Source organism: Flavobacterium chilense, assembly GCF_001602525.1.
GTDB lineage: Bacteria > Bacteroidota > Bacteroidia > Flavobacteriales > Flavobacteriaceae > Flavobacterium > Flavobacterium chilense.
On record NZ_LSYT01000008.1, the window covers coordinates 204,043 to 223,679 of the forward strand.

The 19,637-nt window shown below is 34.2% G+C and carries 14 protein-coding genes; 5 read left to right on the forward strand and 9 right to left on the reverse strand.

Translation table 11 applies throughout. The features are described 5' to 3' along the window. Positions 1 to 24 precede the first annotated feature (24 nt). The 9 genes from A4F88_RS18765 to miaB all read right to left on the reverse strand — a co-directional run bounded on the left by A4F88_RS18765 (position 25) and on the right by miaB (position 11,634). Positions 25 to 2,388, reverse strand: a complete 2,364-nt coding sequence (locus A4F88_RS18765) for a hypothetical protein (protein ID WP_068844288.1) — start codon at positions 2,386 to 2,388, stop codon at positions 25 to 27. Between the two features lie 217 nt (positions 2,389 to 2,605). After that, on the reverse strand, positions 2,606 to 3,808 hold the full coding sequence (locus A4F88_RS18770) for an alkaline phosphatase family protein (protein ID WP_068844290.1): 1,203 nt from the start codon (positions 3,806 to 3,808) through the stop codon (positions 2,606 to 2,608). A 318-nt stretch (positions 3,809 to 4,126) separates the two neighbouring features. Continuing rightward, complete coding sequence (groL, locus tag A4F88_RS18775) at positions 4,127 to 5,758, reverse strand: chaperonin GroEL (protein WP_068844292.1); 1,632 nt, start codon at positions 5,756 to 5,758, stop codon at positions 4,127 to 4,129. Positions 5,759 to 5,838: 80 nt separating this feature from the next. After that, positions 5,839 to 6,114 (reverse strand): co-chaperone GroES, encoded by a 276-nt coding sequence (locus tag A4F88_RS18780; protein WP_012023920.1) that lies wholly within the window; start codon positions 6,112 to 6,114, stop codon positions 5,839 to 5,841. A 141-nt stretch (positions 6,115 to 6,255) separates the two neighbouring features. Continuing rightward, positions 6,256 to 6,594: a preprotein translocase subunit SecG gene (gene secG / locus A4F88_RS18785; protein WP_068844294.1), complete on the reverse strand. Its 339-nt coding sequence runs from the start codon at positions 6,592 to 6,594 to the stop codon at positions 6,256 to 6,258. 3 nt (positions 6,595 to 6,597) lie between these two features. Continuing rightward, positions 6,598 to 8,094 (reverse strand): tetratricopeptide repeat protein, encoded by a 1,497-nt coding sequence (locus A4F88_RS25685; RefSeq protein ID WP_068844296.1) that lies wholly within the window; start codon positions 8,092 to 8,094, stop codon positions 6,598 to 6,600. A 64-nt stretch (positions 8,095 to 8,158) separates the two neighbouring features. After that, complete coding sequence (locus tag A4F88_RS18795) at positions 8,159 to 8,665, reverse strand: LptE family protein (RefSeq protein ID WP_068844298.1); 507 nt, start codon at positions 8,663 to 8,665, stop codon at positions 8,159 to 8,161. A gap of 100 nt (positions 8,666 to 8,765) precedes the next feature. Then, positions 8,766 to 10,022: a sigma-54 interaction domain-containing protein gene (locus tag A4F88_RS18800; RefSeq protein WP_068844300.1), complete on the reverse strand. Its 1,257-nt coding sequence runs from the start codon at positions 10,020 to 10,022 to the stop codon at positions 8,766 to 8,768. Positions 10,023 to 10,188: 166 nt separating this feature from the next. Beyond that, positions 10,189 to 11,634, reverse strand: coding sequence for a tRNA (N6-isopentenyl adenosine(37)-C2)-methylthiotransferase MiaB (gene miaB / locus A4F88_RS18805; RefSeq protein WP_068844302.1), 1,446 nt, complete (start codon positions 11,632 to 11,634; stop codon positions 10,189 to 10,191). Positions 11,635 to 11,994: 360 nt separating this feature from the next. Between miaB and topA the strand changes: the two genes are divergently transcribed. From topA to porM, 5 genes are all read left to right on the forward strand, one after another. Beyond that, positions 11,995 to 14,511 (forward strand): type I DNA topoisomerase, encoded by a 2,517-nt coding sequence (gene topA, locus A4F88_RS18810; RefSeq protein ID WP_068844304.1) that lies wholly within the window; start codon positions 11,995 to 11,997, stop codon positions 14,509 to 14,511. 3 nt (positions 14,512 to 14,514) lie between these two features. Beyond that, positions 14,515 to 15,666, forward strand: coding sequence for a formimidoylglutamase (locus A4F88_RS18815; protein ID WP_068844306.1), 1,152 nt, complete (start codon positions 14,515 to 14,517; stop codon positions 15,664 to 15,666). Positions 15,667 to 15,929: 263 nt separating this feature from the next. Beyond that, complete coding sequence (porK, locus tag A4F88_RS18820) at positions 15,930 to 17,333, forward strand: T9SS ring complex lipoprotein PorK/GldK (protein WP_068844307.1); 1,404 nt, start codon at positions 15,930 to 15,932, stop codon at positions 17,331 to 17,333. A gap of 60 nt (positions 17,334 to 17,393) precedes the next feature. After that, positions 17,394 to 18,041 (forward strand): type IX secretion system motor protein PorL/GldL, encoded by a 648-nt coding sequence (gene porL, locus A4F88_RS18825; RefSeq protein ID WP_068844308.1) that lies wholly within the window; start codon positions 17,394 to 17,396, stop codon positions 18,039 to 18,041. A 51-nt stretch (positions 18,042 to 18,092) separates the two neighbouring features. Then, positions 18,093 to 19,634 carry a type IX secretion system motor protein PorM/GldM gene (gene porM / locus A4F88_RS18830; RefSeq protein ID WP_068844309.1) on the forward strand — a complete coding sequence of 514 codons (1,542 nt, stop codon included), beginning with the start codon at positions 18,093 to 18,095 and terminating at the stop codon, positions 19,632 to 19,634. Positions 19,635 to 19,637: the final 3 nt, after the last annotated feature.

Below are 19,637 nucleotides of genomic sequence, written 5' to 3' on the forward strand. Positions count from 1 at the left end.
AATCAAATTTCAATCAATCATTCATTAAAGATTTGTAACGGGTATTTTTCTAATTTCGGATATTAGTTTTCCATCTTCAGAAAAGCCTTCAAGTAATACCTGAATTTCCTTTTGATTGTTTTTTGGAAATTTTAATTGAAATCCTGATTGTTCATTTGTAATTAAATCAGAAGTCCAGTTTAAAGTTCCAAAATAGTCCAATTCGCTTTGAGTGTCGAAACTGGCATTTTTAAAATGTATGTTTTGAGTGAAACCTTTTGTTACCGTAATCAGACTGTATTTTGGAGTGAAATAATCTTTTTTTACTCCTTGTTTCATGAAAATTTTAATAGTTCCGTTGCCCGAAGCGCTTACATCAGAATTGCCGGTCTGATCAATATAAATTTCATCTACACTGTCTAAAGTAAGATTGAGTAACTGATTAAAATCAAAAACCGGGATGTTGTCGATGTAGACATTAGGAGAGGTTGCCGAATCGCCAAGATAAGAACTCCTGCCGTTTCGGATATAGGCATTGTTGTCGTTTGGGTTTACGCCTGTTACATAGCCATTTGTGGATAAAAAGTTTAAAACAGTTCGGTAGTTACCATCCTTTATTTTGAAGGCTCTCGCGCTCGAACTCATATCGTCTTTGTGAACAAGGATTTCTTTTTTATAATCGTTTTTTATAGTTACATCATTCAGTTCTACAATCGGATTTTTTTCGGTTGTTTTAAATTTGAAAACATTTTCAGTCTTTTGAGGTGCGGGACAATTTACTTTTTCAATTGATGGTCCCAAAATAAAACGGGATTCATCTCTGGAAACCCTTGCTTCTATTTTGGTAAGCACAGCTGTATTTTTTTCATTGACCATTTGCAGGGCAAGTACTGTAGAATCCTGAGCAAAAAAGTGCTCAAACTTAAAAGCATTATCTGAATCGATAGTGGCTTGTTCGAATAAATTATTTTTTAAAGAAATAAGATCAATTTTGTTTTTGACATTCGATTTGGCTTCTTTTTGAACTCTTCCGCTTACGGTAACGCCTTTTTCAAATGCATAATTGATTTTTTGAGGATCAGATTTTATATTTTCCCACAAGAACTTGCTTTTATTCTGGTTGAGCATTAAAAGCTCCATATCCTGTTTACGGTTTTTGTTGTCAGGATTATAATAATCATAATTGTCTGTTTCAGGCTGTTCTAAATATGCATTGAGGTAAAAAGTGCCTTGCAAAGATCTTTTTTGATTGATACATAAGGTGTTTTCAGGAAGTACACTAATACTCAATCGGGCTTTGTTAAGTTCTGTTTTTCCAGATAATGAAATACTGTCTCCTGTTGTAGTTTTGGCTTCTAATGTTGTTAAAGAAATTGTGTTATTGTCAATATAAACCAATCGCTCTGTTAATTCGTTGAGGTTTTCGTCAAGCAAACGGATAATATTAACTCCGGGTGACAAATATTTTTTGTCAAAAAAACAAGCCTGTTCCGTTTTTTTGTCGTTAAAAGTAATTTCCTGCTTCATAAAAGTTCCGTCTTGCTGAATAAGCAGCGTAAACTTTTTATTCTGATAGGATTCGATACCTTTCTCATTTGTTTTTACTACAACCAACAGTTTATCCTGTGTTAGATTGTTGTTGTAACTCAGTATAATTCCTGTTTCCAGTATTTTATCGAGAGGTTTGGAAATTTTTAATGGGGCACTATCTATTTTTAAAGTATATTTTTCGTTTTTGTTGGCCTTTATATAAAAAACACCATTTCCCATTTTGTTGGTATGAAAGTGAGCTACTTCGTTAGATTTAGAGTCCAGAACAATTCCGTCTTTGATTTCGATTCCCTTTCTATTGCAATCTTTTATTTTGACTCCAATCATATTAAGCATATCATCGACTATAGAACCGCTTTCAGGAAACAGAGTGATTTCTGCAGTTTTCCAGTTTGGCTCATTGGTTTCAGGCTGATAACCATCTTTTTTATCAATAATTTTAATGGTCTGATTGAAAGAATCATCTTCTTTAAAATTATTCATCCAGTTGGTGTAAAAATGAAAATGGTACCTACCGGATTTGAATTTTTCATTTAGATGAATCCCGCCTGAAAAAGTACCAAATTCAGCAAAAAGAAGTTGTTTCTGAATGATTTGCTGCTGATCATCATAAACGACTAATTCGACATTTGTCGTACTAAGATTGGGTTCATTCTTGTTTTTGCTAAATACATAGCCTTTAAAAGCAACATCTTCGTTGTTGATATAAATGTCTTTGTTAAATTGTACATGGATATTTTCTCTGTCGTAATGAAAATAGGTTTCGATGTAATTTTTTATTTTTTCTGTATTGTTGGGAGTTTGAGCGAAGGCCTGGAAGCAAAAAAGAAAGCTGAAAAACTTTAAGATTGATTTCATACAAAACAAAGATTTAAGGCATTTAAAAATACCTCATAAATTTAATTGCATTCTTTATCCATAAGAGTTAAAATACTCATAATGTTTATGTTTGAAATCGATTACAATTTCAGAAAAAAGTTACTTTTATAACTTTTTTAAATTAGAAAATGAGATAATGTAGCAATGCAACTAAATTATCTCATTTTTTGATTGTCATATTATTTCATTAATTCAATTATTTCAGCATTGATTTTACTTCGCTGAACTTGCCATCTACTTCATCGATTTTTAAATCTAAAATATGGGCAATTAAAGGATAAATCGAAACGTTTTGAAATGTTTTTACTGTTTTATCGACTTTAAAAACAGGGCCTTTTGCGTAAAAAATAGCATGCATATCTTTCTCATTGTTGTCATAACCATGAGTTCCGCCTTTTATGTTCTGACTTTCTTTAGCAACTAAACTATATCCTTTGTCTGCTTCAATAACAAAATCATGTACTCTTGGGTTAGTACCATAATGCAATCTTTTAGGGACTTCACTTGATTTCCAGAACTTAATATGCGGTACTTTTTTTAAAGCTTTTGCAATCGAATCCTGATAGCCCGGTTTTGCCTGAAGACTCATAATAGGATTGATTACATCTTTATAGCCAAGCCATTCGGGTTTTAGGTAATCCAGAACAGCTACTTTTTTATCATTGCTGATATCTGCCATTCCGTGATCTGAAACGATGATTAAATTGATTTGTTTTCCAATAGGTAACTGATTTAATCTGGCAGATAATTCTCCCATAATAGAATCCATTTTAATGACCATTTTTTTGTTTTCTGGAGAAAGCGGGCCAAAATTATGTCCGGTATGATCTGGTTCATCAAAATATAAAGTAACCAAATGCGGACGTTGTTTTTCAGGAAGCTGCAACCATTTTAAAACGGTATCAATTCTGGTTTCGTATGGAATTTTATTATCGTAATTTTTATAATAACCCGGTCTCCTTTGATCCAGATCTGATCCTGGCCAGAAGAAAGAAGCTGTTTTTACGCCTTGTTGTTCGGCTACATTCCAAATTGGGTTTCCGCCATAAAAACGTGAATCATTTTTTGCATTCGATGATAAGGAAAAGGATTCATTTAGTTGCGCATCATAAAAAACATTATTGATAATACCATGATGATCTGGATAAAGTCCTGTTACAATAGCATAATGATTTGGAAAAGTTTTACTGGGATAAGAAGGTTTCATAGATTTTGCATGAACCCCTTCTTTTGCGATTTCTTTTAAGTTAGGAAGATTAAATTGTTTTTGATAATCCCAACGAAAGCCATCCATAGAAACTAAAACAACATAATTGTCTTTGCTGGAAGATTGGGCATTTAAAATAAAAGAAAGGGAAAGAAAAACTAAAGACAGGAGAGTAGTAAAATGCTTTTTCATTTTTTAAATTTATTATAACGACAAAGGTAGAGATAACAGATTTTTTAAAGAAAAAGAGAATGTTAAATAAAAAGTTCGCCACGAATTCACGAATTATTTTTTAAAATCTTTGAGGTTATCGTTATCGACAAATTACGCAGATTAAAAGATTATAATCTGTGTAATCTTTTTAATCTGTGGTAAATAAATAAACACACAGATTTGAAAAAATAATCCGTGAATTGCTTCGCCAGTTGCTATCGCTCGAGTCGTGGCGAACAAAACAAAAAAAAACGCCAGATTAATATCCGGCGTTTTTAAGTTTTAAGAAAAGAACGATTACATCATTCCTGGCATTCCGCCTCCCATTGGCATTCCGCCTCCGGCATTTTCTTCTTTAATATCGATTAATGCACATTCTGTAGTTAAGATCATTCCAGAAACTGAAGCAGCATTTTCTAATGCTACACGAGTTACTTTTTTAGGATCGATAATTCCAGCTTTAAGCATGTCTACATATTCATCAGTTTTAGCATTGTAACCAAAATCACCAGAACCTTCAGCTACTTTTGCTACCACTACAGAACCTTCAAGACCTGCATTTTCAACAATAGTTCTTAATGGAGACTCAACAGCACGAGATACAATCTGGATTCCAGTTGCTTCATCAGCGTTGTCAGCTTTAAGTTCTGCTAATGCAGCTTTTGCTCTTAATAAGGCAACACCACCTCCGGCAACAATTCCTTCTTCAACAGCAGCACGTGTAGCGTGTAAAGCATCGTCAACTCTGTCTTTTTTCTCTTTCATTTCAACTTCAGATGCAGCACCAACATAAAGAACTGCAACACCACCAGCTAATTTAGCTAAACGCTCTTGCAATTTTTCTTTATCATAATCAGATGTTGTAGTTTCCATCTGACCTTTAATTTGGTTTACACGGTTTTTGATGATATCAGCTTCACCAGCACCACTTACGATAGTTGTATTGTCTTTATCGATAGAAACTCTTTTTGCGTTTCCTAACATTTCGATAGTTGTATTCTCAAGAGTATAACCTCTTTCTTCAGAGATTACAGTTCCGCCAGTTAAGATTGCGATATCTTCTAACATTGCTTTTCTTCTGTCTCCAAAACCTGGAGCTTTTACAGCAGCAATTTTAAGTGCACCTCTTAATTTGTTTACTACTAAAGTTGAAAGAGCTTCTCCGTCAACATCTTCAGCAATAATTAATAATGGTTTTCCTGATTGAGCAACTGGCTCTAAAACAGGTAGTAATTCTTTTAAAGAAGATACTTTTTTGTCGTATAATAAGATGTATGGAGAGTCTAATTCAACTTCCATTTTCTCTGGGTTTGTTACGAAATAAGGAGAAAGGTATCCTCTGTCAAACTGCATTCCTTCAACAACATCAACGAAAGTATCAGTTCCTTTAGCTTCTTCAACAGTAATAACTCCTTCTTTACCCACTTTTGCGAAAGCAGTAGCGATTAATTCACCAATAACTTCATCATTATTTGCAGAGATAGAAGCAATTTGTTTAATTTTGTCAGAATCACTTCCAACAACTTTAGCTTGTTTTGCTAAGTCAGCAACGATAGCTTCAACTGCTTTATCGATACCACGTTTTAAGTCCATTGGATTTGCACCTGCAGCAACATTTTTAAGACCTTCTTTTACGATTGCCTGAGCTAAAACTGTAGCAGTTGTAGTTCCGTCACCTGCTAAATCATTTGTTTTAGAAGCAACTTCTTTTACCATTTGCGCACCCATATTTTCTAATGGGTCTTTTAATTCGATTTCTTTTGCAACCGAAACTCCATCTTTGGTAACTGTTGGTCCACCAAATGATTTTCCAATAATTACGTTACGACCTTTTGGTCCAAGAGTTACTTTTACAGCATTTGCTAATGCATCAACACCACGTTTTAATCCGTCACGTGCTTCAATATCAAATTTTATATCTTTTGCCATTTTTTTAAATTTTGTTTAATGTTTTGTTTGTTTCAAGTTGCTGTGTACTTAATTTGTGATACTCAGCGCTTAATACTTTTTTAGATAATTGCGAGGATATCATCCTCACGCATGATCAAATAATCAGTTCCTTCAAGTTTTAATTCAGTTCCGGCGTATTTACCATAAAGAACAGTATCACCAACTTTTACGGTCATAGTATGATCTTTAGAGCCATTTCCTACTGCAACTACAGTTCCTTTTTGTGGTTTTTCTTTGGCAGTATCCGGAATAAAAATACCTGAGGCAGTTTTAGTTTCAGCTGCAACAGGTTCGATAAGTACGCGATCTGAAAGCGGTTTAATGTTTAAGGCCATGATTTTATATTATTATAGTTATACGTTTTATTAATGCTCTAGTAACTTTCAGAAATTGTGCCATGCTCTTAAAACTGACATTATTTCTTAAAAAAAATGCCAGCTTTGACAGGCTGGCATTTCATATCGATATTCAATTTATTATTTTGCTGCAGGTGCTGCCGGAGCAGGAGTTTGTTGTGCCGGAGTAGCTGGCGTTGTTGCAGGTGCTTCCGTTTTTTCAATGATTTTAGATCCTGTATCGTTTAATGATCCTGTAAAGCTTAAGCTTGAAAGCAAGATTAAAGCAATCAAAATAGTAGCTAATGTCCAGGTACTTTTGTCTAAAAAGTCTGTTGTTTTTTGTACTCCGCCTAACATTTGAGTTCCGCTAATTGTAGACGATAATCCGCCTCCTTTAGGGTTTTGAACCATGATTACTACGATCAATAGAAAACAAACTATTGTGATTAAAACTAAAAAAATTGAAAATGTGCTCATTGCTTAATTATTATTGTTATTTTGTTGTAAAATCTTTATATCCGAAATGCGGTCTGCAAAGAAACTAATTTTTTCTGGATATTTCAAAATTAATATTTCATATGCTTGTATTGCTTTTGTATATTTTTTTTGTTCTAAATATACCCGCGCCAAAGTCTCTGTCATTAAATAAGAATTCTCTTCGCTATTTGCGTCCAATTGTACTGCAGGAGTGATCGCAGTTTGCTTTATTGGTGAGATCTTTGGGTTTGTTTCAATAAATTTATCAATCAGTTCTGCCTTTTTTCTTTTCTCCTCTTCAATTTTTTCAGTCTCAATTGCTATTTTGACTGTTTCTTCGATTTGGTTTAAATTCGAAACTTCATCTTTTCGGTCAATAGGCTCAGTTCTTGATAATTGCAGCCATTCCTGAAAAGAATGCTTTTCGTTCACAGAAAAATCAAGTGGTTTTCCTATTTCCAGATTTTCTTCAGCAGTTTTTACAATTTGCGGAACCTCAGTTTCTTTGGGTTCTTCTTTGGCTTTTGGTTCTTCAAAAACTACTTTTGTTGCTTCTTTAATAGAAATGAATACCGATTCTTCAATCGGCTCAACTCGTACTTCTGGAATTTCATCATCGACTATTTCTTCAAAAAATGTAGGCATTGTTTCTTTAATAGAAGCTATAATAGGTTGTTGTTCAGGAATTGGGTCAGTTTTAGGAACGTCAATTTTTGATGGTTCTTCGAATGTAAGGTTTGACGCTTCTTTGATAGTATCTAAAATAGATTGCTCAATAATTGAATTCTCATCTGTTTTTGCAGGTTCTTCAAAAGTAGTTGGTGTTACTTCTTTAAATGTATCCAGGATAGATTGCTCAGTAAAAGTTTCAATTTTAGGTTCTTCTGTTTCTGCAGGTTCCTCAAAAGTTGTTGGTATTACTTCTTTAAAGGTGTCTAAAATAGATTCCTCAGTAACAATTTCAATTTTAGGTTCTTCTGTTTTTACAGGTTCCTCAAAAGTTGGTGTAGTGACTTCTTTAAAAGAATCTAAAATGGATTCTTCATGAATTAACTCAATTGGTTTGTCTATTGTTTTAACCGGTTCTTCAAAAGTTACATTTGTTGCTTCTCTTATAGAATTGAGAATAGATTGTTCGATAGGGTCAATTTTAACTTCAGCTGCTTTTTTGATTTCTTCAAATGAAACGACCTCACTGTCATAAACTTTAATTTCTAAAAGTTCTTTTAGTTTCTGATCGTAATATTCACTTTGGATTGAAGTAAAAGTTTCTGAGGTTATAAAGTCAAATAAAACAGCACGGTCAGTAGTATGAGCGGCTGTAACTTTTAGTGCATAATTATACTTAAAGCTATTTTGATTGTAAAGTCCTTTTAATCGCAATGCTCTCGCACTTTGAAAATATGGAAATTCATTCAAAACACTTCCTAATGCATCCGCCTGCTTTTCTGAAATAGCATCGGGTTTGTTCATTAAGTAGGTATAATCAGTTACATTCATTATTTAATTTTTAATCGTTTTTTTATGTTTAATCGTTTATTTGTCTAATCGATTAAATTAGTAATTACCATTTAGCTAATGACTCATTAAATATGTCCTGTGTAATTCTCTCAAAAATTGTCTGAATTGCAGGGCCTAAAATAGCACTTGTTGGTAAAGAAGCTCCCGGGAAATCATAATAAAATTCGAAAGATTTTTCAAAATCATCTGTTTCTTTCTTTCTATTCATGAATCTGACATTTACACGAATAGTTAAACGGTTTTGAGCAGCTTGTTGGTCAGCAGTAGCTGTCATTGGAGTGATTCTGTAATCTGTAATTTCTCCTTCGTAAACCAAATCACCACTATTACTCACTAAATTTAAATTGGTTTGATTCATGATCAAATCCTGCAAAGCCAGTGTAAATTGTCTGTCAATTCCAGGTTCAATTAAATCAGCATTGTTCTGAAAAAAGTTAACCTGAAAAGTTTTAGCATCAATTTTTCCTGTTGATCCTGTAAAGTTATAAAATCCGCAACTGCTAAATGTTGTGGCAATCAACAAGACAAGAATATATTTTAAGTTTTTCATTTTTTATTTTAAGAATTGCTTTGCCAGTTTGCTGATGCTTTTGTCAAAGATATTTATTTTCGATTAGAAATATTTTGTTAGAGTGTTTTTTGCAGCAAAATTATAAGTCGAATTGTTTAATTTTTCGGTATAAAGTTCGCTCAGAAATACCCAGCTCATCTGCTGCGGCTTTTCGTTTTCCTTTGTTTTTTTCTAATGACTTTTTAATCATTTCGATTTCTTTTTGTTCTAAACGTAAAACCTCTTCTTCTTCAATAGTTTCGGCAAACAGGTAATTGTCGTCCTGCATCTGATAACTCTCTTCGCGGGCAGTTGGGGTCATAACGGCTGTTCTTGGTTCTTCTTCAAAGTCAATTTCGCTGTCATTTTCCTGTGATCCGTATATTTTCTGAATTAAATTAGGATTAATGTCCTGCACTTTTGATGTGCCGTTTTTCATCAACTCCAAAGTAAGTTTCTTTAAATCATTCAAATCGCTTTTCATATCAAAAAGCACTTTGTACAAAATATCTCTTTCGGTACTAAAATCGCTTTCTTTCTTCTTGTCACTGATTACTGAAGGTAAATTGGTTCCTTCGGCTGGCAGGTAAGATTGTAAGGTAGCTAATGTGATATCACGATTGGTTTCTAAAACTGAAATCTGCTCGGCAACATTTCGAAGCTGACGAATATTTCCGCTCCATCTGAACTTTTGTAAAAGTTGTATAGCATCGTCATCTAATCTCAACGGCGGCATTTTATATTTGTGTGCAAAGTCAGCTACAAATTTCCGGAACAATAAATGAATGTCTTCGTTTCTTTCGCGTAAAGGCGGTAGCGTAATTTCAACAGTACTCAAACGATAATACAAATCTTCACGGAATTTTCCTTTTTCAATTGCATTGAATAAGTTCACATTTGTTGCTGCAACTATACGAACATTGGTTTTTTGAACCTGAGAAGAACCTACTTTTATGAATTCACCATTTTCAAGTACACGAAGTAATCTTACCTGAGTTGTTAAAGGCAATTCTCCAACTTCGTCCAGAAAGATTGTTCCGCCGTCTGCCACTTCAAAATAACCTTCACGAGTGCTCGTTGCACCGGTAAAAGCGCCTTTTTCGTGCCCGAAAAGTTCACTGTCTATCGTTCCTTCCGGAATAGCACCACAGTTTACGGCAATATATTTACCATGCTTTCTGTGTGAAAGCGAATGTATAATTCGTGGAATATTTTCTTTACCAACACCACTTTCCCCAGTCACCATTACCGAAATATCAGTAGGAGCAACCTGAATGGCTTTTTCGATAGCGCGATTTAATTTAGGATCATTTCCAATTATCTCAAATCGTTGTTTTATTGCTTGAACTGTTTCCATGTAGTTTTTTGTTTCAAGTTTTTGTTTGTTTCAGGTTTCAAGTGTCTCATTGAAAACTGAAATTTAACTTTTAACCCAGTGCTTATATTTTTTGTTTTAGGTTTCAAATTTCAAGTTGCAAATAGAACCTGAAACAAAAAAAACTTGAAACCTGAAACAAATATTTTTAATTCATTTCAGAATACCCAACAGCTTCACCTTTTAAGGTTCCGCTGGTGCAACTTGTAATTTTTACGTTTACAAAATCACCAATTTTATAATTCTCTTTAGGGAAAACAACTGTAATACTTTGCGAGTTTCTTCCTGAGAATTCTTCTTTTGATTTTTTAGAAACTTTTTCGACTAAAACTTCTACAACCTGTCCAACGAATTCTTCACTTCTAAACCAGGCATGTTTTTGTTGTAAGTCAACAATTTCCTGTAATCTTCTGGCTTTGGTTTCTTCCGGAACATCATCTTCCATTTTTCTTCCTGCCAAAGTTCCCGGACGTTCAGAATACGAATACATATAACCAAAATTATATTTTACATATTCCATCAAACTCATTGTATCCTGATGATCCTGTTCTGTTTCTGTTGGGAAACCGGCAATCATATCCTGCGAAATCGAAGCATTAGGAATAATAGCTCTAATCTTGTCAATCAAAGTCATATATTCTTCACGAGTATGCAAACGATTCATTTCTTTCAGTATTCTGTTACTTCCGGATTGAACCGGTAAGTGAATGTGTTTACAGATATTTGGATGTTTTGCGATAACATGCAAAACGCTTTCGTGCATATCCTGCGGATTTGAAGTCGAAAATCGAATACGCATTTTAGGAAAACCAACTGCAACCATTTCCAGTAATTGATCAAAATCAACAGCAGTTGCTTTTTGCATTTCAGAAGCATTTACGAAATCCTTCTTTAAACCGCCTCCATACCAAAGGTAACTGTCAACGTTTTGACCCAGAAGTGTAATTTCTTTAAAACCTTTATCCCACAAATCCTGAATTTCGGACATGATACTTTGGGGTTCACGACTGCGCTCACGTCCGCGTGTAAAAGGTACTACGCAAAACGTGCACATATTATCACAACCACGCGTAATCGAAACCAAAGCTGTAATTCCGTTACTCATTAAACGAACAGGCGAAATGTCTCCGTATGTTTCTTCTTTTGATAAAATTACATTAATAGCATCCCGGCCTTCTTCTACTTCTGCCAGTAAATTAGGCAAATCTTTGTAAGCATCCGGACCTACAACAAGATCAACTATTTTTTCCTCTTCCAGAAACTGACTTTTTAAACGCTCTGCCATACAGCCCAAAACGCCCACTTTCATTTTTGGATTAATACGCTTTACAGCATTATATTTTTCCAGACGTTTACGAATTGTTTGTTCTGCCTTATCCCGAATAGAGCAGGTATTTACCAAAACCAAATCGGCATCTTCAAGAGTTTGTGTAGTATTAAATCCGTTTTCAGATAAGATGGAAGCTACGATTTCACTGTCCGAAAAATTCATCGCACAACCGTAACTTTCTATAAAAAGTTTCTTAGTATTCTCAGGTTTGTTTTCTAAAACAAGACTTTCACCTTGTTTGCTTTCCTCAATAATCTTTTCCATTGTAAAATTTCAAAGTGCAAAGATAACGTAATTGCCGACAAGATGACAAGATGGCAGAAAATAATTTTAGATTTCAGTGTTTAAATTTTCAATTGAAAAAGGAATGCGTTTTTTGATGATACACTATCTCTAAACGATCTGAAATAAAAAGTATAGTGATGTTATCAGGGCACTAATACTGTTATAAAAAAGAACATTTGATGGTCATAAACCTTTAAAAGTTATACCTATATATATAATAGGTGGGATTACAGATAAATCTGTAATTTTAAGAAACATAATATTAAAATACTTCAAAAATGATTTCACAAGGCTGATATTTAAAAAAAATAAATACTTTTGTTGCAGAAAAATAGAGCAATGGCAAAGAATTTAGTAATAGTGGAGTCACCTGCAAAGGCGAAAACGATAGAGAAATTTCTAGGAAGTGATTTTCAGGTAGAGTCAAGTTACGGACACATAGCAGACTTACCATCAAAGGAAATAGGGGTAGATGTAGAGAATGGTTTTAAACCTAAATACGAAGTTTCTTCAGATAAAAAAGCCTTGGTAAGTAAGCTGAAAACACTATCTAAGAATGCCGAAACGGTTTGGTTAGCAAGCGATGAGGACCGCGAGGGAGAAGCTATTTCATGGCATCTTGCGGAAGAACTAAAACTGGATACTAAAAAAACAAAGCGAATTGTTTTTCACGAAATTACAAAGTCTGCGATTCTTAAAGCAATCGAAAATCCAAGAGAAATTGATTATAATTTAGTAAATGCCCAACAAGCGCGTCGTGTTTTAGATCGTTTAGTGGGGTACGAATTATCTCCGGTTTTATGGAGAAAAATTAAAGGTGGTTTATCTGCGGGTCGCGTACAATCAGTTTCGGTTCGTTTGATTGTAGAAAGAGAACGCGAAATTCAAAACTTTACTGCAGTTGCAACTTATTCTATAGTAGCAGAATTTGTAAATGAAGCAGGAAAAGCTTTTAAGGCTAAATTGCCAAAAAACTTTAATACTAAAAAAGAAGCCGAAGATTTTTTAAATAAAAATATCGGATCACAATATAAGGTAGCGGATTTAGAAACTAAACCTACCAAAAAATCACCAACAGCACCTTTTACAACTTCTACTTTGCAGCAAGAAGCAGCAAGAAAATTGTATTTGCCTGTTGGAATTACGATGCAGCTTGCTCAACGTTTATACGAAGCGGGACTTATTACCTATATGAGAACGGATAGTGTAAACCTTTCTAAAGATGCTATGGATGCTGCTGAAGCTGAAATCATAAAATCATACGGAAAAGAATTTTCTAAACCTCGATCTTTTGCCAACAAAAGCAAAGGAGCGCAAGAAGCACACGAGGCAATTCGTCCTACAGACATGTCACGTCACACTGTAAATATAGATCGTGATCAGGCTCGTTTATATGATTTGATCTGGAAAAGAACGTTGGCATCTCAAATGAGTGATGCACAGTTAGAAAGAACAAACGTAAAAATCGAAGCACACAATCATGATGAGATTTTTACAGCTTCAGGAGAAGTATTGCTTTTTGAAGGTTTCTTAAAAGTATACTTAGAGGGACATGATGATGACGAAGAGGAACAAGAAGGAATGTTACCTGCTTTGAAAGTAAACGAAAAACTAGCTAACAATTATATTACAGCTACAGAAAGATATTCAAGACCGCCGGCAAGATATACAGAGGCTTCGTTGGTGAAAAAATTAGAAGAATTAGGAATTGGACGTCCATCGACTTATGCGCCAACTATTTCTACCATCATCAACAGAAATTATGTTGAAAAAGGAACTCTTGAAGGTCAGGAACGTAATTATACACAACTTACATTACAAAATAGTAAAGTAGGTGAGAAAGTCTTAAAAGAAAATACAGGTTCAGATAAAGGAAAATTAGTGCCAACAGATATCGGAACAATCGTGACTGATTTCTTGGTAAAGAATTTCGGAAATATTCTGGATTATAATTTTACTGCAAAAGTAGAGCAGGATTTTGATGAAATTGCCGAAGGAAATATCGACTGGGCAATCATGATGCAGGAATTCTACAATAAGTTTCATCCAAATGTAAAAGAGGTTGAAGCTAATGCAGAACGTGAAAGCGGAGAAAGAATCCTGGGGAAAGATGCTGACGGAAGACAAGTTTCTGTTCGTTTAGGGAAATTTGGTCCAATGGCGCAAATTGGAGAAGCTGATGATGAAGATAAGAAGTTTGCCAGCTTAATGGCAGATCAGAATATTGGAAACATTACACTTGAAGAAGCATTAAACTTGTTTTTATTGCCTAAGAGTTTAGGAGAGTATAAAGGTGAAGAAGTAGAAGTGAATAATGGTCGTTACGGTCCATATGTACGTCACGGAAGCGTATTTATTTCTTTGCCAAGAGGTGAGGATCCTTTGGGAGTTTCAAAAGAAAGAGCTCAGGAGTTAATTGACGAAAAAGCACTTGCTGATGCACCAATTGCAATATACAAAGGAGAAGCGGTTCAAAAAGGTGTGGGACGTTTTGGTCCTTTCATTAAGTGGAACGGTCTTTTTGTGAATGTAAGTAAAAAATACAATTTTGATAATTTATCACAGGCTGATGTTGAAGAATTGATTGAAGATAAACTACAAAAAAACATTGACAAAGTTCTTCACAATTGGGAAGAAGAAGGAATTTTAGTTGAAAAGGCACGTTGGGGACGTTCGGTAATTACAAAAGGTAAAATCAAAATTGAATTAAGTAAAGATGTTGATGCTACAAAATTAACATTGGCCGAAGTTCAGGAAATGATTGCCAAGAAAACGCCGGCAAAAAAGACTCCTGCTAAAAAAGCAACAACCGCAAAGAAAGCTCCGGCTAAAAAAACAGCTGCTAAAAAGAAATAAAAAATGGAATTTGATTTTCTAGAACCGGTTAATGAAGGAATTTTAAAATTCATTAGCTCGTTGTCTTCACAAGAATTGGGTAGCAAAATCGTTTTGCATACACAAGATCAGTTTCCTGATATTAGTAAAATTACAATTGCAATCGTTGGTGTTTTAGAAGACCGTCGCAATAGCAATGTGATTAATGATGTTAATCTAAATGCAGTTCGTAAGAAATTGTATAGTATGTTTCCCGGAAACTGGGATGCATCTATCGCAGACTTAGGAAATATCCTTGCAGGAGACTCTGTAGAGGATACATACTTTGCATTAAGAAAAGTAACTTCTGCTTTAATTAAAAATAAAGTCATTCCTATAGTCCTGGGAGGTTCTCAGGATTTGACCTATGCTTTATATCGTGCTTATGACGATTTGGAGCAAATGGTAAACATGGTTGCGGTAGATAATAAATTTGATTTTGGTAAAGAAAATGAGACAGTTTCTGCTAATTCTTACCTGACTAAAATCATTATCGACGAACCAAATAATCTCTTTAATTATTGTAACATAGGGTATCAAACCTATTATAATTCACAGGAAGAAATTGATCTGATCGAGAAATTGTTTTTTGATGCTTATCGTTTAGGTGAAATTTCTAATAATATCGCATTGGCAGAACCAGTTTTCAGAGATGCTGATTTAGTGAGTATCGATTTAAATTCGGTAAAATCATCAGAGTCAGGTAATATGGTCTCTTTTGAGCCAAATGGTTTCAATGGAAAAGAAATCTGTTCATTAGCCAGATATGCCGGGATTAGTGATAAAGTTTCCTGTTTTGGAGTTTTTAATCATAACAGTACCATTCCGGAATCAGTTATTATTGCACAGATTATCTGGTATTTTATAGAAGGATTTCATTATCGTTCAAAAGAATATCCATTTGGTAGTAGAGCAACGTATTTAAAATATATTGTTCCATTAGAAGATGAAGAACTTGTTTTTTATAAAAGTGATAAAACAGATCGTTGGTGGATTGAAATTCCGTTTGAATCGAACGGTCACAATAAACTAAAAAGAAATACGTTATTACCGTGTTCTTATGATGAATATCTGAGCGCCTGTAACCAGGAATTGCCAGAACGATGGTGGAAAGCACAGCGAAAAAATGCTTTGTAAAGGAAATTTTTAGCGAAAATCACAATTTTTTAAAGTTTCTCAAAATTAGTTAAGAAATATTAGTAAGAAAATAAATATAAAGTTTAAAAATTAACGTTTTACGTCGATTTTTTTAATCAGTTTGTCGATGAAATATTTTTTTTTTATTTTATTTAACATTATTTTTGAACGGTAAAATAAATTTCGCAACTAGTATTGTTTTTTAGATAAATAATAAATACGTTTACGGACTTATAATAATGAATAGATAATCCCAAATTTATATGAAGAAGTTTATTGCATTTGCAGCAATGTTAACACTAGTAATTGGCTGTGGTAAGTCAGGAGACAAAGGTGAGTTGGTCGGTGTTACAGGAGGGAAATGGCATCCTGAAAAGCCTTATGGAATGACATTGGTTCCGGGTGGATCTTTTATTATGGGTAAATCAGATGCTGATTTAGCTAATGTAGAAGATGCTCCTACTAAAACAGTAACAGTTCGTTCATTTTATATGGATGAAACTGAGATTACAAACAGTGAATATCGCCAGTTTGTGGAGTGGGTAAAAGACTCTACAATGAGAGTTCGTCTTGCTATTTTAGCTGATGAAACTGGTCAAAAAAGTACTGGTGACAAAGGCAAAAAAGGCGGTAGCATCGCAGATTATGCATTTAATGACTCAGAGCCGGATAAAATGACAGCTTATGATAAGTATATGTATGATAACTACTATAGTGTAGGGACAAAAGATGATCCGTATGCTGGTAGAAAATTAAACAAAAAAGTAAAGTTAATTAAAGATACAAAAGCTTACCCGGATGAGTATTATGCTGAGGTAATGGATTCTATGTATTTGCCAATTGAAGAATCATACAATGGTTTAAGAACAATTGATGTAAATAAATTAAAATTCCGTTACTCATGGATGGATATTCAGGCTGCTGCAAAAGCTAAGGTAGGAAAAAGAAAAGACTTCGTTAAAACAGAACAAGTTAATGTTTATCCTGATACAACAGTTTGGATTAAAGATTTTGCCTATTCATATAATGAGCCAATGCACAATGATTATTTCTGGCACAAAGCTTATGGAGATTATCCTGTAGTAGGTGTAACCTGGAAACAAGCTAAGGCATTCTGTGCTTGGAGAACATTAAATAAAAACAGCTATATCAAGTCTAAGAAAAAAGGACGTGATTTAGTAAACGCATTCAGATTACCAACAGAGGCAGAATGGGAGTATGCTGCAAGAGGAGGTCTGGAATCAGCTACTTACCCTTGGGGAGGTCCTTATACTAAAAGTGACAGAGGTTGTTTCTTAGCAAACTTTAAACCAAGTAGAGGAGATTATGCTGCTGATGAGGCTTTGTATACAGTTGAAGCTAAGTCTTATGAAGTAAATGGTTACGGATTATACAATATGGCAGGAAACGTTTCAGAGTGGACAGATTCAGCTTATAATCCAAATGCTTATGAGTATGTTTCTACAATGAACCCTAGCGTAATTGACGGAAACAATCAAAGAAAAGTAGTTCGTGGAGGATCTTGGAAAGATGTTGCTTACTTCCTACAAGTAAGTACTCGTGACCACGAATATGCAGATTCTGCAAGAAGTTATATTGGTTTCAGAACTGTTCAGGATTACATGGGAACTCAATCAACAGGAAGCAATAAAAAAAGAAGTAAATAATTAAAATCAATTCATAACCAAATCAAATCTATTTAAAATTAAAACCTAAAAAAAAGTATTATGGCATTATTAAGTAAAAAAGCAATGAATTTCGCTTATGGTATGGGAGCGGCAGTAGTAATCGTTGGAGCTTTATTCAAAATTACTCACTTTGAAATTGGACCATTAACAGGAACTGTGATGTTATCAGTTGGATTGGTGACTGAGGCGTTAATCTTTGCACTTTCTGCTTTTGAACCAGTTGAAGATGAATTAGACTGGACTCTTGTTTACCCTGAACTAGCTAATGGTCAAGCTAGAAAAAAAGCTGATAAAGTTGAAACTACAACTGATGCCCAAGGTTTGTTGTCTCAAAAATTAGACGCTATGTTGAAAGAAGCTAAAATTGACGGTGAATTAATGTCAAGCTTAGGAAATTCTATCAAAAACTTCGAAGGAGCTGCTAAAGCTATTTCTCCAACAGTAGATTCTATTGCAGGACAAAAGAAATATGCTGAAGAAATGTCTATGGCTGCTGCACAAATGGAATCATTAAACAGTTTATACAAAGTACAATTAGAAAGTGCTTCAAGAAACGCACAAGCAAACAGTGAAATCGCTGAAAATGCTTCAAAATTAAAAGAACAAATGCAATCAATGACTGCTAACATCGCTTCTTTAAACAGCGTTTACGGTGGTATGCTTTCTGCAATGAGTAACAAAGGATAATTAGTTTTTAACTATTATATTAAATTTATTAATAAAGACTAATTAGAAAAAATGGCAGGAGGAAAATTAACCCCTAGACAGAAGATGATTAACCTGATGTATCTGGTTTTCATCGCAATGTTGGCAATGAACGTATCAAAAGAAGTTATTTCGGCTTTTGGTTTGATGAATGAAAAATTTGAAGCTGCGAATACAACTTCAGAAACAACAAACGAAGGTTTATTAACATCTTTAGATCAAAAAGCTGCTGAGGCAAAAGGAGAATTTGCTATTGCTGCAGTTACAGCTCATAAAGTTGAAGCAATCTCAAAAGAATTTTATACTTACATTGGAACTTTAAAAGCTCAGGCTGTAAAAGGATTTGAAATTGATAAAGAAACTGGAAAAATGCCTTATGAGTCTATGGACAGAGGTGATAATATCGATGACTGGTTTACAGGCGATGGTTACACTGCAAAAGGTAATGCTATTATAGCAGCAATCCAAAAGTATAAAACAGATTTAAAAGCTGCCTTAGGAACTGATAAAAAATATGCTAACATTATAGCAGAAGTTGAAAAGAAATTTGATGTTTCTGATGTAAAAAACAAAGAAGGTATAAAAGAAAAATACTTAGCTTACCACTTCAAAGGTTTTCCTGCAATTGCATCAGCTGCAAAACTTTCAGCTTGGCAAAATGACGTTCAGAAAACTGAATCTGATGTTTACAATAGTGCTTTAGGAAAAGCTGCTGTAGCTGCTGCTTCTTACAGTAACTACCAGGCAATCGTAGTTCTTGACAAAAATGCTTATTTCCAGGGAGAAAAAGTAACAGGTAAAGTAGTTTTAGGTCGTTATGATGAAAACACAAAACCTACATCATTCCAAGGACCTGGACAAATTGTTAACGGACAAGCGGTTATCTCTTTAACTGCTGGTGGTGTTGGTGAACAAAATATTAATGGACAATTTACTTTCCTTGAGGATGGAAAAAACATTCCACTTAAATTTAAAGGAACTTACGTTGTAGTACCAAGACCAAACTCTGCTACTATTTCTGCTGATAAAATGAATGTAGTGTACAGAGGTGTTGTTAACCCTATTTCTGTATCATTCGCTGGTGTTGCTGATAACAAAGTTGTTGCAAGTGCTCCGGGATTATCTTCAGCTGGTAAACCAGGAAAATATAACATGAGCCCGGGTTCAGGTACAGAAGCTACAATTTCTGTTACAGGAACTTTACCAAACGGAGATAAAGTTACAGATAAGAAAACATTTAGAATTAAAGGTATTCCTGGTCCAACAGGAACAATTAGAGGAGAAATGGGTGTTGTTAAAGGACCTAGATCTAACTTAGAAATTGCTACTATTGGAGCTAAATTACTTGACTTCGATTTTGAAGTTGGTTTAGATGTTGTTGGATTTAATATGAAAATTGCTGGACAGCCTACAGTTGTTGTTACTGGTAATAAATTAAATGCACAATGCAAACAAGTACTTTCAAGAGCAGGTAAAGGAGATCAGGTTACTATTTCTGAAATTAAAACTAAACTTGTTGGAGCTGGTAGTTACTTATTACCAAGAACCGCTCCGGTAATTTACGAAATACAATAATAA

Excerpts from the sequence above, each read along its gene's own strand:
- A4F88_RS18765 (WP_068844288.1), bottom strand. The coding sequence starts at position 2,388 with ATGAAATCAATCTTAAAGTTTTTCAGCTTTCTTTTTTGCTTCCAGGCC.
- A4F88_RS18770 (WP_068844290.1), bottom strand. The coding sequence starts at position 3,808 with ATGAAAAAGCATTTTACTACTCTCCTGTCTTTAGTTTTTCTTTCCCTT.
- groL (WP_068844292.1), bottom strand. The coding sequence starts at position 5,758 with ATGGCAAAAGATATAAAATTTGATATTGAAGCACGTGACGGATTAAAA.
- A4F88_RS18780 (WP_012023920.1), bottom strand. The coding sequence starts at position 6,114 with ATGGCCTTAAACATTAAACCGCTTTCAGATCGCGTACTTATCGAACCT.
- secG (WP_068844294.1), bottom strand. The coding sequence starts at position 6,594 with ATGAGCACATTTTCAATTTTTTTAGTTTTAATCACAATAGTTTGTTTT.
- A4F88_RS25685 (WP_068844296.1), bottom strand. The coding sequence starts at position 8,094 with ATGAATGTAACTGATTATACCTACTTAATGAACAAACCCGATGCTATT.
- A4F88_RS18795 (WP_068844298.1), bottom strand. The coding sequence starts at position 8,665 with ATGAAAAACTTAAAATATATTCTTGTCTTGTTGATTGCCACAACATTT.
- A4F88_RS18800 (WP_068844300.1), bottom strand. The coding sequence starts at position 10,022 with ATGGAAACAGTTCAAGCAATAAAACAACGATTTGAGATAATTGGAAAT.
- miaB (WP_068844302.1), bottom strand. The coding sequence starts at position 11,634 with ATGGAAAAGATTATTGAGGAAAGCAAACAAGGTGAAAGTCTTGTTTTA.
- topA (WP_068844304.1), top strand. The coding sequence starts at position 11,995 with ATGGCAAAGAATTTAGTAATAGTGGAGTCACCTGCAAAGGCGAAAACG.
- A4F88_RS18815 (WP_068844306.1), top strand. The coding sequence starts at position 14,515 with ATGGAATTTGATTTTCTAGAACCGGTTAATGAAGGAATTTTAAAATTC.
- porK (WP_068844307.1), top strand. The coding sequence starts at position 15,930 with ATGAAGAAGTTTATTGCATTTGCAGCAATGTTAACACTAGTAATTGGC.
- porL (WP_068844308.1), top strand. The coding sequence starts at position 17,394 with ATGGCATTATTAAGTAAAAAAGCAATGAATTTCGCTTATGGTATGGGA.
- porM (WP_068844309.1), top strand. The coding sequence starts at position 18,093 with ATGGCAGGAGGAAAATTAACCCCTAGACAGAAGATGATTAACCTGATG.